The sequence below is a fragment of the Arthrobacter sp. MYb224 genome (assembly GCF_002975455.1).
Taxonomy (GTDB): Bacteria; Actinomycetota; Actinomycetes; order Actinomycetales; family Micrococcaceae; genus Glutamicibacter.
On the sequence record NZ_PCPU01000009.1, the window covers coordinates 126,941 to 142,903 of the forward strand.

Here is a 15,963-nt window from a genome sequence, read left to right on the forward strand (position 1 = left end):
CCCCAAAGCGCGTCGAGCCTGCTCCCGCTATGGTTCGCACCATTCCCAATTGAGCAGTTACTTGAGCGTACCGACAAGCGCGAACCCTGACAAGGTATCCGGCGGCAATCCATCGAGTACCGAAGGGGACCGGGACGGTTTCAGCATTCATCCGGCCGCTGCCTTGCCCCTTGTCGCATTGGGGCAAAGGCCATACTCTAATCGGCCGCAAACTACTTGATTCCCCGGCTAGATCTGTTCGGGAATCGGAATGTGGCGCATAATTTGTCCTAATCGTGCTGCGTGGGTTGGGGTTCGCGCAAACCAGGGAAATTGTGGTGCTGCGCGGTGGATCATGTCACTTTTTGGGGGAAGGGCAATTCCATGATTAATCGGCATGGGACTTTCGGAAAATATTTGCGGAGTCTATTCGTGGCAGTGCTTGCCTCGGCGGCTATGGTCATCACGCTGCTGCTGGCTCCGCCGCCGCCGGCCCAAGGCGCGTTTCCCGGCGACCATGGCAATATCGTCAGTACGGAGCCCAGCAGCAATACCCCGCATGTTTTGGACGGCTATGTCAGGGGATTCGCCCACGTTGGCCCAAATACTATTGCGGTCGGAAACTTCACGCAGGTGCGAAATCCCGGAAGCGACACCCCGGTAATCTCGCGCACCAATATCTTTTCTTTCAACACCGAGACCGGGCAGGTCAATTCGGACTTCACACCTCAGGTCAACGGAGAAGTCACCGATATCATCCCGGCCGGTGACGGCGTTAATGTCTTCATCGGCGGTGGCTTCAACGAGGTCAACGGCGCCACGACCCGTGCCGTGGCCAAGCTCAATGGACAGACCGGACAAAAGACTGCCGGATTTACCACCCCCGCCTTCAACGGCCGGGTCACCCAGGTGCTGCTGAAGAACGACACGTTGTACGTCTCGGGCCGTTTTACCAAGGTCGGCAGCGCCGACCGCACCCTGTTGGCCGGGCTGAACCCGGACACCGGCGCGGTGCTGGAGAACGTCGACGTGCTCTTCGAGGAACCGCGCAAGGGTTCGCTGAACCTGTACAGCATGGACATCACCCCGGATGGGTCCCGGCTCATCGGCATCGGCAACTTCCTCAAGGTCAATGGCGAGAGCCATCCGCAGATCGTGATGCTGGCCCTCGACTCCACCGGCGCCACCACCGCCCAATGGGCCACCGAACGGTATGCGCCGGCCTGCTCCTCTTCCTTCGACAGCTACATGCGCGATGTTGAATTTTCCCCGGACGGATCCTATTTCGTGGTCGTCACCACCGGAGCCTACTTCCGCGGCACCCTGTGCGACACCGCCGCCAGGTTCGAGACCGGGGCCGTGGGCACCGCGCAGGAGCCGACGTGGATTGACTACACCGGCGGCGATACCTTGATTTCGGTTTCGGTGACCGAACGCGTGGTCTACGTCGGTGGGCACCAGCGATGGATGAACAACCCCTTTGCCGGGGACCGGGTCGGGCCCGGCGCCGTATCCCGCGAGGGGCTGGCCGCACTCGATGTGCGCAACGGCATGCCCTTTAGCTGGAACCCGGGCCGCACCCGAGGCTACGGCGTCTACCAATTCCTGGCGGACGACCAAGGACTGTGGATCGGCAGCGATACCGACCGGATATCCGGCTGGCAGTACCGTGGGCGCATCGCCTATATGCCGTTGGCCAACGGCGTGCAGTTCCCGCACGACAATGTCGGCAACGCGGACAACCCGCTGTTCTTGATCGATTCCGCCGAAGCCACCGGAGAGACCGAGCTGGTCATGCGCGAGCTGTCTTCGGCGGGCTTGGCGACCAGCCAGAGCGTTTCGACTAACGTCGACTGGTCCGGAGTGCGCGCGGCGTTCATGGTCGATGGCTGGGTTTATACGGCCAACTCCGATGGCACATTGCAGCGCCGGACCTTCGACGGGACCAGCTTCGGTGCCGCCGAGAATATCGACCTGAATCTGCTCACCGCCTTTGCCAGCGAGATGACCTCGATGACCTCTGCCTTCTTCGATCCGGAAACGGCGCGCATGTATTTCACCCGCGGCGGGTCAAGCACGCTGAACTACCGCTACTTCAACACCGAGAGCACGATTACCGGTGCCGAATTGTATGCCGCCCCTTCCAGCGGGGCGGCTATCAACTGGAGCCGGGTCAAATCCGCATTCCTTTCGGGCGACACCCTCCACGTTGCCGACAACACCGGAGAGCTGAGTACCTGGGAATGGGATTCGACGCTGGGCAACGTGGTTCCGGACTCGCAGCGGGCCGTCTCCGGTCCGCGGGTGGACGGCGTGGACTGGAGCAGCCAGGATCTGTTCGTCTTGGCAGGAAACCATCCCGCCGAGGAGCTTGAGGTCCTTGACCCGAACGTCGAGTTCGAGGCCACGATCAGCGGCGCCACGGTGAACTTCGACTCCGCGGGCAGCAGCACGCAGGACGGCACCATCACGAACTACGAGTGGGACTACGGGGACGGAAACACCGCGGTGGGTCCGGTTGCCCAGCACACCTATGGCGAACCGGGCAGCTACACGGTGGCCCTGAAGATCACCACCAGCTCCGGCGAAGTGGGCGAGGCCAGCCGCATCATCGTAGTGGGCGGGAGCAATACCGGCCCTGACATTCCGGACGACCCCTATGGGGAAGCGGTGTACAACGATGTCCCGGAGATCTACTGGCGGTTGAATGACGCCACGGGCGGTACCGCGGTGGATGCCTCCGGCGGTGAAAGCCACGGCACCTACCGGCGCTTCGTAACCCGGGGGACCGAGGGCGCACTGGTCGGCGAGGATGACAAGGCGATCAGCTTCACCAGCAATTCCTCGTTCAGCTACGGATGGATCTCCAGCAACAACAGCTACACGAATCCCGGGCCGTTCTCCGTGGAGGCCTGGTTCAAGACCTCGAGCACGCAGGGCGGCACCATCGCCTCCTTCGGCAATCGCGCCGATCAGCTCTCGAACCAGCATGACCGCAAGATCTTCCTGACGAATTCCGGCCAGCTGGTCTTCGGCACCTATCCCGGATCCGAGGCCCGGGCCACCACCAGCAACGCCTACAACGACGACGCCTGGCACCATGTGGTGGCCACCCAAGGCAGCGAGGGCATGCGGCTCTACGTCGACGGTGCGCTGGCCGCAAGCCATCCGGCAACCACGGCGGAGAATTTCACCGGGTACTGGAAGGTCGGCGCCGAAACCACCTGGTCCGGCAACAGCCGTGCCTGGCTGATCGGTTCGGTGGACGAGTTCGCGGTCTACGGAAGGGCATTGAGCGCCGAACAGGCGGCCGAGCACTATACGCTGGGCAGCAACGAACCGCCGGCAAACCAGCTGCCGGTGGCCGAATTCGACGCAAGCGCGCACAGCCTGACGATTTCGGTTGATGGATCGGCATCCAGCGACCCGGACGGCACGCTCGCCTCCTACGAATGGGACTTCGGGGATGGGAATACCGCCCAGGGGATATTCGTCAACCACAGCTACGCCGAGGACGGCGACTACGAGGTCACCCTGACAGTGACGGACAACCGCGGTGCCACCGCTTCGAAGACCGAAACGGTGAGCGTGCAGCAGTTGCCCAACGAGCTTCCCAACGCCGATTTCACGGCTTCCTCGCTCGGCTTGGATGTCACCCTGGATGCCGCCGCGGCCAGCGACCCGGACGGAACCATCCAGGAGTACTCCTGGGACTTGGGAGACGGGAATACCGCCACGGGCCAGGTCGTGGAGCATGAGTACGCCGAGGCCGGCAGCTATCAGGTCGCCTTGACCGTGACCGACGATCGAGCCGGACAGCACAGCGTGACCAAGGAGATCCCGGTCACGCAGATCGCCCCGGCAAGCTTCGTGGATTCCGCGGCGCGCTATATGAACAGCTCCAATGCCCAATTGCAGCTGCCCGCGGGCATCGAGCCTGGGGACGGGATCATCATGTTGACCACGTCGAATTCGACCAGTGTCAGTATGGAGGAACCGAGCGGCGTCACCGGCTGGAGCAAGCTGGGCCAGGAAGCCGTGGGCGGGGTGCATACCAGGGCCTACGCCAAGGTAGCCACCGCCGAGGACGCCGGAGCCACGGTGACGCTGCCTACCGGGTCGATGCTGAAGACGACCATCCACGCGCTGGTGTACCGCGGCATTTCCGCGGACTGGATCGCCGATTCGGCCGCGGTAGTGACTACCAGCAGCTCTGTGGAGAAAGTGACTCCAGCCGTGGCCGTCGAGCAGCCGGGCAGCACGGTGATCAGCTACTGGGCCGATAAGGGAAGCATCGAGAATTCGATCACCCCTGCCGCGGAGACCGAGCCGCGCGGGACCGCGGTGGGCAGCGGCAACGGGCGCATCGTCTCGGTAGCCGCCGATCAGCAGACGCTGACCACCGGGCTCACCGGCGGGGTAGTGGGCACGATGGATGTCGCTTCGGTCCGCACGGCCATGTGGTCCATTGTCATCAATCCCGGTTCCTCCTCGGTACCGGAACCGAACCAGCCTCCGGTGGCCGACTTCGCCGTCGAGGTTGACGGCCTGGACATCGCCGTTGACGGAAACGCTTCGACGGACCCGGATGGAGAGATCGCCGAGCATGCGTGGGACTTCGGAGACGGGAACACCGCCACCGGGGCCGCCGCCAGCCACAGCTACGCCGAGGGCGGGGACTACACGCTCACGCTGCGCGTCACCGATGGCGAGGGCCTCCAATCCGAGCCGGTCACGCAGACGGTGAGCATCACCGCGCCGGAACCAGACCCTGACCCTGACCCGGACCCCGGGCAGGTCGTTGACTTCGTGGCCGGGGTCGAGGCGAACCTGTCCAGCAGCCTGCCGCGCTTAAACGTTCCGGAGTCGGTCCAGGAGGGTGATGGGCTGCTGCTGATGGCGACGGTCAACTCCTCCACGGCGGCCCTGGACGAGCCGGCCGGCGTCACCGGATGGACCTTGCAGGAGTCCCTGCAAGAGGACGGTACGCACACGGTGCTGTACTCGAAGGTCGCCGCCGCCTCCGACGCCGGGACCCAGGTCTCCGTACCGCTAAGCACAACGGCCAAAACGGGGATCCACCTCCTGGCCTACCGGGGCATTGGCGAGGCGTGGGTGCAAGACTCCGCCATCGAACTGCTCCGTACCAATGGGGTGGAGAAGATCGCTCCGCAAGTGGAGGCTAGCGGTGGCGGATTGACCGTGCTTGGCTACTGGGCGGATAAGGGAAGCCAGGACAACGCGCTTACGGCGCAGCCCGAGTTGCTGAACCGCGGCAGCACCGTCGGTTCCGGCGGCGGGCGGATCACCTCGCTGGTGGCCCAGAGCGACGGCGCGGTTCCAGCTGGTACCGTGGGCGGCTTTGCCGCCACCTTGGATAGTGCCGGAGCGCGAACCGTTGCCATGACGGTGACGCTGGCAGGAAAGGATGAATAATCATGTCCAACACCCTTGAACGGCAGAAGAACTCCAAGCCGGCGCGGACCCGCTGGCTGCTGGCGATCCTCGGCGCGCTGCTGGTCGTGGCGCTGGCCACCTGGCTGATCATCAATGCCCTGGGCGGCTCCGGCCCGCAAGGCCAGGACGCCGGGAACGAGCCGGAGGGCGGTGGTGCGGTGGCGGCCGGGGAAGCCGAAGACCAGGGGCCCGCCGAGCCGATCACCACCTTCGAAGGGGCCACGTCCGGGGACTGGCCGGACGCTCCGCAGGACAGCGTGGGCTGCGGCTACGTGGCCGAGCGGCTGGGCACCATCAACCAGGACGTGCAGCTGCAGGGCGTGGACGCAATCCGCGGCTGGCTGGATGCCATCGATGATCTGCAAGGCGATCCCTCGGTCACCGAGCACAGCCAGCAGTTCGATGCGGTCAAGCGCAGTTGGAGCACCGTCCTGGCGATGGAAGCCGACGAGGAACAAGACGGCGAGAAGCAGCTGGAAGAGGCCGAGCAGTCGCTGGAGGTGCTGATCAAAAGCGTTGAATGCAACTAAATAGCACTATCGGCAGGCACCGGGAACCAGCTCTTGGACTCTGGTGCTTGCCTATTGAATCCATGTATTACTGGGGGGGATCCATGAATTCGCCAAGGCCCGGGGGAATCCGGGCACGAAGCGCCGCCGGGTGCGTAGTCATTGTGCTGGCGGCCCTGATGGCCGGGTGCACCAATGGGGCGGGCACCGAAACGACCGCCGAACCGGCAGCCACCGACGCGCCGGCGGCTCAGCCGTTGACCTTGATCGCGCACCGCAGCGCCTGGCGGGTGTATCCGGAATCCTCGGCGGAAGCCATGCAGGCGCTGGCCAACACCGGCTATCCGATCGAATTCGACTTGCGTCCCCTGGCCGACGGCACGCTGGTTCCAAGCCATGACCCGCTGGCCGACCGGAGCCTGGAAGGCGTCACCGGACCGTTGGAAGAACTTTCGCTGGAGCAGTGGGAGCTGGCCAAGGTGCGTTCCCAAGACGGCGAAACGCTCGGAAGCACCACCACCTGGCCGGAGATCCTGGACGAATACACCACGGGCAACGTGCTGTTCCCCGAGCTGAAGCGACCGGTGCCGGATTTGGAGGATTTCACCGCGTCCGTGACCAGCCGGCAAATCCAGGGCTCGGTGATCGTGCAAACCTACGACTACGCCGCCGCCGTGCAGCTGGCCGACAGCGGGTTGCAGGCCTTGCTCCTGCTGCTGCAGGAGATGCCGGAGCCCGCGGAGATCAAGGCCCAAGGGATCGACTACGTGGGGGCCTCCCGAGATCTTCCCACGGACTATATTCGCGCGCTCAAGGATGCCGGGCTGACGGTGTACATCTACACGATCAATAGCACCGAACGGCTGATGCCGTACCTGGAGCTGGGAATCGACGGCGTATACACCGATGACCCGTGGAAGCTGGAGCGGTTGATCATGGAGGAGGGGCTTTTCGATGAGTGAGCCGCACCCGTCTGGAACCTGCAAACTGCGGGACACCGCACCGGTGGGACCAGCAGATGGGCATTGAAGCGTACATCACCTTCGCGGTGATTATCGGGGTGCTCGCCGCCCTGGCCTGGGGGCGGTTGCCGGCGGATGTGGTGCTGATGGGCGCGGTGCTCATCCTGCTGCTCTCCGGCGTCCTGGAACCTGCCGAGGCGCTGGTAGGTTTTGCCAACCCCGGAGTCATCACCGTGGCGGTGCTGTATATCGTCGCGGCGGGCCTGAAGGAAACCGGAGCGGTGCAATGGCTCGCCAACCTGTTGCTCGGCCGGCCCAAGACCCAGCGCGGCGCCTATGCGCGGCTCGCCTTCCCGGTCGGAGCGCTCAGCGCATTCCTGAACAACACCACGGTGGTGGCCATGCTGCTGCCCGCCATCCAGGACTGGTCCGGACGGCTGCGCATCCCGGTCTCCAAAATGCTGATCCCGCTCAGCTACATGGCGATCCTCGGCGGTACCGCCACGCTGATCGGGACCAGCACCAACCTCGTCATCGACGGGCTGCTGCAATCCGAACGCGGTGTGTCGCTGGGCATGTTCGACATTGCCGCGATCGGCGTACCGCTGGCGGTCACCGGGGCGCTGTTCCTGATCCTCTTTGCCGGCAAATTGCTGCCCACCCGGCACGGCGCCCTGGAGCAGCTGCAGGCGGCCCGCCAGTATGCCGTCGAGTTCCAGGTCACCGAGGACAGCCCGGTGCGGAACAAGACCATTGCGGCCGCCGGGCTGCGCAGCCTGAACTATTGCTATCTGGCTGAGATACAGCGGGAGCAGAACCTCGTTTCGGACGTCGGGCCCGAAACCGTCCTGCATTCCGGGGACCGGCTGACTTTCATCGGCGACCCGCGCTGCGCCGGTGAGTTGCGCAAGGTGCGCGGCCTGCAGCCATCGGCTGGGGATGTGGGGAAACTGGACGTGGATCATTTCCAGCGCCGGCTGGTGGAAGTCGTGATCGGCCCGGACTTCGCGGGGCTGGGGATGGCGGTGCGCGAGTCCCGGTTCCGTTCGCGCTACAAGGCCGTGGTGCTCTCGATTTCCCGTGCGGGCCAGCGCTTGCCCGGAAAGATCGGGGATATCGAATTGCGGGTGGGCGACGCGCTGCTGCTGGAAGCGAGCCTGGACTTCGTCGAGCAATACCGGTTCCGCCGGGATTTCCTGCTGGTCAGCCCGATCAACGATGAGTCGCCGGCCAATTTCCGCAGAGCCCCCTGGGCGGTGGCGATCCTGGTGGTCATGGTGCTGCTCAATGCCCTCGGCCTGCTGGAAGTGATCGTCGCCGCCCTGGTTGCCGCCGGGTTGATGCTGGCCACCGGGTGCGTGGCACTTGGCAAGCTGCGCCGCTATATCGATATCCAGGTGATCATCGTGATCGCGGCCTCTTTTTCGCTGGGCATGGCGATGACCAAAACCGGGGCAGCAAGCTGGCTGGCGCAGACCCTGCTGTCCGTCGGCGGTGGTCCATGGATGGCCTTGGCCGCGGTATTCTTCCTGACGGTTCTGTGCACCGAGCTGTTGACCAATAACGCGGCCGCGGTGCTGGTATTCCCGATAGCCATGGAGATCGCCGATCAGATCGGCGCGGACTTCATGCCCTTCGCCGTGGCCGTGATGATCGCGGCCTCGGCCAGTTTCATCACGCCGCTGGGTTACCAGACCAACCTGATGGTCATGGGTCCCGGCGGGTACCGGATGCAGGACTTCGTGCGCATCGGGATACCGATGACGCTGCTGACCGCGAGCGTCGCCTTGGCTCTAATTCCGCTCTTCTGGCCGTTCTAGCCCGCCTGGCCCGGCAAGCCCGGGCGCCAGCACCTCCATGGCCTGCGCGGTGGCCGCCTCGATGCTCAACTGCGACAGATCAAGCCGGAGATCCGCCTCGACCGGTACCTCATAGGGTGAATCGATGCCCGTGAAGTCCGGGATCAGCCCCGCCCTGGCCTTGGCGTACAGTCCCTTGCGGTCGCGTTGCTCGCAGACTTCCAAGGGGGTACTGACATGGATCAGCGTAAAGGAACCTACGGCCTCGGCCAGCCGCCTGACCGTGCTGCGAGCCTGCGCGAACGGGGCAATGGGCGCGCAGATCGCAAGGCCCCCGGCCTCGCTGATCCGGGCGGCGATCCAGCCGATCCGCTCGACATTGGTTTCCCGCTCGGCCCGGGAAAAGCCCAGCCCCTTGGAGACATAGCGCCGCACCTCATCGCCGTCGAGCAGCACGGCGCGTTGGCGGGAATGCGCGTGGACCTGCTGCTGGATGGCCCGGGCCAAGGTGGACTTCCCGGACCCGGACAGGCCGGTGAGCAGCACCACCGCGCCCGGCCGGGCATCCGGATGCATGGCACCTTGCCGGAAGTCCTCCAGTACCACCGCGGAGAGCCGAGCGATCAGCTCCGGGGGAGAGAACCCGGGGGGAACGATCAGCTGCCGGCCCGCGCGGGCACCGATCAGCTGCGCGGCGGAGCAAAGCTGATCCATGAGCGTGGCGAATCCGGCGCCGTGGGCCTCCGGGGTGGAGAGGACCAGCAGCAGCGTGACGTCTGCCAGTTCTGGGTGCTGCTGACTCAGCTGCAGCAGTTGCCCCGGCGTGGGCGCATGGTCGAAGAGCACGATGCGCGCGGCGCGCAGCGGGCCGGTGACTCGCAGATCGCGGAAGGCCCCGTGTTCGGCGGGGGCAAGGGCCAGCAGGCCAGCGGCGTGGCCCCCGGAGGCTAGTCTCAGCCTCGCCAGAGGTGTTCCGTCGGGATCGGCAAGAACCAGGTGCCTGTTTTGCCTGTTAGAGTTTTGCGCGCCGGTTTCGCCTGCTGCGGGCAAATGGCGCGCCAGGGCGTGCTCGACGGCGCCAGGCTCTGCCAGGCCGCCTAGCGCCAATTCCAGGACATCCAGATCCCCCGGATCAAGGTGGATGACTTCTTCTTGCGCGGTGCGGTGGTCTTCGGATTCCATTGGGTCCCCTCCCATGGATGAATATGGCCATCCTAGGCTCCCGGCTGTCGTGTGTCACGGATTGGGCAGGACTGGGGATTATTCCGGGCAATGCCTATCATCTTGCACCCAAAGCTGGATACTATGATCTAAACCACATGGCGCATATTTTTGTTCCATGTGGCCTTGAGGGGTCAAGGAGGGGGACACATGGGGGACTTGTCGCGCGCCATCCAGCTAGCCGACGGCGCCGGAGTGATATTGCTCGAGTTGCGCAAGCACGCGCAATCGCGCGGCCTGAGCGGGCGGGAATTAAAAGACGCCGGGGACCGGGCCGCCCACGAATACCTGATAGCCGCGCTGGCGCAATCGCACTCCCAGGACGCCGTCCTGTCCGAGGAAGCGGCAGATAATCCCGTACGACTGGAGCGCGAGCGGGTTTGGATTATCGATCCCTTGGATGGGACACGCGAGTATTCAGAGTACCGGGATGACTGGGCGGTGCATGTGGCGCTGTGGGAACGCGGCCAGCTGACCGCCGGCGCGGTGGCGTTGCCGGGCCTGCAAACCATATTCAGCAGTGCGCCACGCGAACCGGCAACTACCTGGCCGGCAGGCAGGAGACTGCGTTTCGCCGTTTCCCGCACCAGGGCGCACGAAAGCGTGCTGCGGGCGGCCGAAGCACTGGATGCGGAACTGCTCCCGATGGGATCGGCCGGGTACAAGACCTGCGCGGTGATCCGCGGGGAAGCCGATGCCTATATCCACGCCGGTGGCCAGTTTGAGTGGGATTCCGCGGCGCCCGTCGCGGTGGCCCGCGCCAGTGGACTGCACGCCAGCCGGGTCGACGGCGCGGAACTCGCATACAACGGGGCCGACCCGTATCTACCGGACCTACTGGTCTGCAGGCAGGAGATCAGCAAGCTGCTCGTCGACACGATGGCACGCTGTACCAGGCCGGTTTCCGGCTAGCGAGAAGAAAGCGAACTTTGGGGGGTTCACATTGAAAACGAAAACCACGGCGGGACTGAAGTACCAGCTGGACCAATTGACGGCGCTCGAGGCGGAATCGATCTTCATCATCCGCGAAGTTGTTGCCGAACTCGAACGGCCCGGACTGCTGTTTTCCGGAGGAAAGGACTCGGCGGTGCTGCTGCACCTCGCGGCCAAGGCCTTCGCCCCGGCAGCCATACCGTTCCCAGTGGTGCACATCGATACCGGGCACAACTTCCAGGAGGTGCTGGACTTCCGCGATGCCGAAGTGGCCCGCAGGGGAGTGCGGCTCATCATTGGATCGGTGCAGAAGGCCATTGACGCGGGGGACCTGGTCGAGGAACGCGGTGGTTCACGCAACCGCATTCAAACCCCCGTGCTGCTGGACACCATCGAGAAAAATGACCTTAATGCCTTGATGGGCGGCGCTCGCCGAGATGAGGAAAAGGCCCGGGCCAAGGAACGGGTGTTCTCCTTCCGTGATGAATTCGGGCAGTGGGATCCAAGGAATCAGCGCCCGGAATTGTGGAGCCTGTACAACAGCAAGCTGAATTTCGGAGAAAGCCTCAGGGTCTTCCCGCTATCGAATTGGACCGAACTGGATATCTGGAACTACGTACTGCGCGAGAACGTTTTGCTGCCCTCGATCTACTACGCCCATGAACGCGAGGTCTTCGAACGCAACCAAATGATCTTCGGGGTGCACACCTTCTGCCAGCCCAAGGAACATGAACAGGTGCGGACCCAGCTGGTCCGCTACCGCACCGTGGGGGACGCCAGCCTCACCGCGGCGGTAGCCTCCAGCGCGACGACGGCAGCTCAGATCGTGGAGGAAGTGGCCACCTCCAGGATCACCGAACGCGGGGCGACCCGGGGGGATGACCAGGTCAGCGAGGCGGCCATGGAAGACCGCAAGAAGGAAGGGTACTTCTAAAATGGACTTGTTACGCATTGCCACCGCCGGCTCGGTAGACGACGGAAAGAGCACATTGATTGGCCGGCTGCTCTTCGACTCCAAGGCCATTTTCACCGACCAGCTGGCCTCGGTGGAGAAAACTAGTCAGGAACGCGGCACGGACTACACCGACCTGGCGCTGTTGACCGATGGCCTGCGCGCCGAGCGTGAGCAGGGCATCACCATCGATGTGGCGTACCGCTATTTTGCGACGCCCAAGCGCAAATTCATCGTGGCCGATACCCCAGGGCATATCCAATACACCCGCAATATGGTCACCGGAGCCTCCACCTCGGATCTATCGATCATTCTGGTGGACGCCCGCAAGGGACTGGTGGAGCAGTCCCGGCGCCATGCTTTTTTGGTTTCGTTGCTCAATGTCCCGCATTTGGTGGTCGCGGTGAACAAGATGGATCTGGTCGATTGGTCAGAAGAGGTGTTTGACCAGATCCGCAGCGAATTCACCAACTACGCGGCGCGGCTGAACATTACCGATATCCAGGTGATTCCGGTGTCCGCATTGACCGGCGACAATTTGGTGACCCGCTCGGAGAACATGCCGTGGTACCAGGGCGCTTCGCTGATGCACCACCTGGAAAATGTGCAGATCGCCAGCGACCTGAACATGGTGGATGTGCGTTTCCCGGTGCAATATGTGATTCGCCCGCATAACAACGATTACCACGACTATCGCGGTTACGCCGGCCAGGTGGCCAGCGGCGTGCTGAAGGCCGGAGACCAAGTGGTGGTGCTGCCCAGCGGCCTGCCTTCCACCATCAAGGAGGTCCGCACCGCCGACGGTCCGGTGGCCGAAGCCTACCCGCCGATGTCGGTGACCATCAGGCTGGATGATGAACTCGATATATCCCGCGGGGATATGATCGTTCGTCCCAATAACCAGCCGAAGGTGGCGCAGAATTTCGAGGCCATGATCTGCTGGATGAGCGAAAAACCCATGCACGTGGGGCAGAAGCTGGCGATTAAGCACACCACGAAGACCGCGAGAGCGCTGGTCAAGGAGCTGCGGTATGGGCTGAATATCAATACCTTGCACCGCGACGAGGGAGTTGATGTGCTGCAACTGAACGAGATCGGCCGGATAAACATGCGCACTACGCAACCTCTATTGGCTGATGAGTATCAAAAGAACCGGATCACCGGTGGATTCATCCTGATAGATGAAATTGCCAACAATACGGTGGCCGCGGGAATGATTATAGAAGCGGAGTAGCCGTGAACCGCCGGTAGGTGCTGAGGGTCGGAGCACTTCCGTAGGTGATGGTCATTTCCGCCCCGGGGGAAGGCTGCACGCGACAAGAACGGATCTCTGAATCGCTGCGGGTGGTCTTGGAAAGGCTGGCTGTATCAGGTACTGGATTGAGCACAGGCACATTCAAACACCAGTATATCGATCAAGTGAAAGTTTTCACAAAGTCGCCCTGAAGCCACGTAATATGCGTAAATTCAACGGTTCTTGCGACTGCCCGGCGATAGGGTGGAACATGTTGGCGAACATCAACGATCGCCAACATGCCAGCATCAGCCCAATGAAATCGCAAAGGTGCCACACCCGTGTCTGACAATAAGCCAATCGTACTTCTGGCCGAACAACTATCCCCAGCAACTGTCGCTGCGCTCGGTCCCGACTTTGAAATTCGTCAGACAGACGGAGCAGACCGCTCCCAGCTGCTCGAAGCTATCGCCGACGTAGATGCAATTCTCGTCCGTTCGGCCACCCAGGTGGACGCCGAGGCAATCGCCGCGGCCAAGAACCTGAAGATCATCGCCCGTGCGGGCGTAGGACTGGACAACGTAGATATCAAGTCCGCCACTCAGGCTGGCGTCATGGTAGTCAACGCTCCGACCTCGAACATCATCTCGGCGGCGGAACTGACCGTGGGCCACATCGTTTCGCTGGCTCGCCGTATTCCTGCCGCGAATGCCTCGCTGAAGAACGGCGAATGGAAGCGCAGCTCCTTCACCGGAGTCGAGTTGTTCGAAAAGAAGGCAGGCATCATCGGCCTGGGCCGTATCGGCGCCCTCGTCGCAGCCCGCCTGCAGGGCTTTGGCATGGATGTCATTGCCTATGATCCTTATGTCACCCCAGCACGTGCCTCGCAGTTGGGTGTCACGTTAGTGACCTTGGACGAATTGCTGGCCCAGGCGGACTTCGTGACCATCCACATGCCGAAGACTCCAGAGACGCTGGGCATGCTGGGCAAGGAAGCCTTCGGCAAGATGAAGAAGAGCGCCTACGTCATCAACGTGGCACGCGGTGGCCTCGTTGACCAGGACGCGCTGTATGAAGCACTGAAGAACGAAGAGATTGCCGGCGCCGGTATTGACGTCTTCGTCAAGGAACCAAGCACCGACCTTCCATTCTTCGAATTCGAGAACGTGACCGTCACTCCGCACCTCGGCGCATCCACCGATGAAGCGCAGGAGAAGGCCGGCGTTTCGGTAGCCAAGTCGGTTCGCTTGGCACTTGCCGGCGAGCTGGTTCCGGACGCGGTGAACGTTGCCGGCGGCGTCATCGACGAAAACGTGCGCCCGGGTATCCCGCTGATCGAGAAGCTCGGTCGCATCTTCAACGCCCTGACCTCGGGCTCGCTCACCAGCATCGATGTGGTTGTCGCCGGCGAAATCGCTTCCCTGGATGTGAAGGCACTGGAGCTTTCCGCATTGAAGGGCGTCTTCATGGATGTCGTCTCCGACCAGGTCTCCTACGTCAATGCTCCGGTACTTGCCGAACAGCGCGGAGTGGCCACCCGATTGGTCACCACCCCTGACTCACCTGAGTACCGCAACCAGCTGACCATCAAGGGCGCAACCAATGAAGGCACGCAGCTGGCCGTTGCCGGCACCTTGACCGGGCCAAAGCAGATCGAGAAGCTTGTCGGAATCAACGGCCACGAGATCGAAATCCCGATTTCGGATCACATGATCGTTGTGCGTTACTCGGATCGTCCAGGCGTTGTCGGCTCGCTAGGCAACGTACTGGGGGAGCAAGGTATCAACATCGCTGGCATGCAGGTATCCCGCGATGAAGAGCGTGCAGAAGCCGTTGCCGTGATCAACATTGATTCGGCGCTGCCTAGCGGAGTGCTAGATGTTGTTGGTGCCGCCATCGGTGCAAGCGTTGCGAGAGAGATCAACCTAGCCGACTAAGTTTAGTATCTTCGCAACATGTTACGAATGACCGATCCTGAGAGCCTGCGGGCGATCAAGATCGGTCATTCTTATGTCAGAAGTTAGTTGACGGCTCAGGTGTATGGCGAAGGGCTTGGAATAGGTCGAAATTTTCATTGCCCTCAGGGCAAACGTTGTCGCGCGGGATAGTGGATTTGTCTCCATTTTGTCAGAAGAACAAAAAAACCGTCCCAGGTCATTTTGTGATACTCGGTGCGCTCGTTGAATAAGGATCCGAGTAACTCGACACCATGAACAAAACACCCTTAATGATCGCTAGGGCGAATCAGGCGCGGGATAGACTTATTTCGATCAGCAGAAAACGAAGTTTCAGTTGTATTGGCGGATTTGTCAACATTTTGAGCATTGTTTTGTCTTCAGGGAATAATAAGTGTTAGTAATTCATATAGGAAAGAATTGATGATGTCAGAAAAAAGTGGCCGGATATCTGATTTGGGTCGAGTCATTAAATCAACATACGTATTATCAATGTTTCTTCTTAGTTTTATTATCCTAGGCCTAATTATCACGATCTGGGTGATCGAGAGTAATCCGTCGACCCTTGTGCTGAGCCTTGGAATTCTGACTTCCGCCGTATTGCTCATCGCATTACTATTTAAGTATTTCTCAACACAACGGCACTTTCTTCAGCAAGGCCGTATTGATTCTCGACTCAAATCAATGGAACTGAAGCTATCAAAATATCGTGATTCGGTGCTTCTGGAAGCGAAGAACAAAGAGACCAAAGCACTTTCTGACCAAACCCGTAACAACGGGGAAAAGGCTGCCGACCTCGACTTAGAAATTCCTGCGAAGGCGTCGGTGGTTGCTGCTCCTAAGGCTGGGGTGGCGAAGTCTGTTCCGGTGGTTCCTGCGACGGCGTCGGTGGTTGCTGCTCCTAAGGCTGGGGTGGCGAAGTCTGTTCCGGTGGTTGCTGCTCCTAAGGCTGGGGTGGCGAA

At 62.0% G+C, this 15,963-nt stretch carries 10 protein-coding genes; 9 read left to right on the forward strand and 1 reads right to left on the reverse strand.

Annotated features, from left to right (window positions below; all coding sequences use genetic code 11):
• Positions 1–411: 411 nt before the first annotated feature.
• From CQ017_RS15520 to CQ017_RS15535, 4 genes are all read left to right on the forward strand, one after another.
• Positions 412–5,415 (forward strand): PKD domain-containing protein, encoded by a 5,004-nt coding sequence (locus CQ017_RS15520; RefSeq protein ID WP_181150568.1) that lies wholly within the window; start codon positions 412–414, stop codon positions 5,413–5,415.
• A 2-nt stretch (positions 5,416–5,417) separates the two neighbouring features.
• Positions 5,418–5,966, forward strand: coding sequence for a hypothetical protein (locus CQ017_RS15525; protein WP_105554452.1), 549 nt, complete (start codon positions 5,418–5,420; stop codon positions 5,964–5,966).
• Between the two features lie 83 nt (positions 5,967–6,049).
• Positions 6,050–6,907 (forward strand): glycerophosphodiester phosphodiesterase family protein, encoded by an 858-nt coding sequence (locus CQ017_RS15530; protein ID WP_181150569.1) that lies wholly within the window; start codon positions 6,050–6,052, stop codon positions 6,905–6,907.
• Complete coding sequence (locus tag CQ017_RS15535) at positions 6,904–8,727, forward strand: SLC13 family permease (RefSeq protein WP_258133748.1); 1,824 nt, start codon at positions 6,904–6,906, stop codon at positions 8,725–8,727. Before CQ017_RS15530 ends, CQ017_RS15535 begins: the two co-directional genes overlap by 4 nt.
• On the opposite strand, the gene cysC is transcribed toward CQ017_RS15535, so the two are convergent.
• On the reverse strand, positions 8,701–9,888 hold the full coding sequence (gene cysC, locus CQ017_RS15540; protein ID WP_258133749.1) for an adenylyl-sulfate kinase: 1,188 nt from the start codon (positions 9,886–9,888) through the stop codon (positions 8,701–8,703). The genes CQ017_RS15535 and cysC overlap by 27 nt on opposite strands.
• A gap of 189 nt (positions 9,889–10,077) precedes the next feature.
• Here cysC and CQ017_RS15545 point away from each other — a divergent pair, with 189 nt between their 5' ends.
• The 5 genes from CQ017_RS15545 to CQ017_RS15565 form a co-directional block, all read left to right on the forward strand.
• Entirely contained in the window at positions 10,078–10,839 is a 762-nt protein-coding gene (locus CQ017_RS15545; protein ID WP_105554455.1) for a 3'(2'),5'-bisphosphate nucleotidase CysQ, read from the forward strand.
• Positions 10,840–10,870: 31 nt separating this feature from the next.
• Entirely contained in the window at positions 10,871–11,794 is a 924-nt protein-coding gene (cysD, locus tag CQ017_RS15550) for a sulfate adenylyltransferase subunit CysD (RefSeq protein ID WP_105554456.1), read from the forward strand.
• 1 nt (position 11,795) lies between these two features.
• Positions 11,796–13,046: a sulfate adenylyltransferase subunit CysN gene (gene cysN, locus CQ017_RS15555; RefSeq protein WP_105554457.1), complete on the forward strand. Its 1,251-nt coding sequence runs from the start codon at positions 11,796–11,798 to the stop codon at positions 13,044–13,046.
• A 341-nt stretch (positions 13,047–13,387) separates the two neighbouring features.
• Entirely contained in the window at positions 13,388–14,983 is a 1,596-nt protein-coding gene (gene serA, locus CQ017_RS15560) for a phosphoglycerate dehydrogenase (protein ID WP_105554458.1), read from the forward strand.
• Between the two features lie 441 nt (positions 14,984–15,424).
• On the forward strand, positions 15,425–15,963 hold a 539-nt coding region (locus tag CQ017_RS15565; RefSeq protein WP_146112508.1), incomplete at its 3' end, for a hypothetical protein.

Coding starts and splice junctions, on each gene's coding strand:
- CQ017_RS15545 (WP_105554455.1), top strand. CDS start 10,078: ATGGGGGACTTGTCGCGCGCCATCCAGCTAGCCGACGGCGCCGGAGTG.
- cysN (WP_105554457.1), top strand. CDS start 11,796: ATGGACTTGTTACGCATTGCCACCGCCGGCTCGGTAGACGACGGAAAG.
- cysC (WP_258133749.1), bottom strand. CDS start 9,888: ATGGAATCCGAAGACCACCGCACCGCGCAAGAAGAAGTCATCCACCTT.
- CQ017_RS15525 (WP_105554452.1), top strand. CDS start 5,418: ATGTCCAACACCCTTGAACGGCAGAAGAACTCCAAGCCGGCGCGGACC.
- CQ017_RS15530 (WP_181150569.1), top strand. CDS start 6,050: ATGAATTCGCCAAGGCCCGGGGGAATCCGGGCACGAAGCGCCGCCGGG.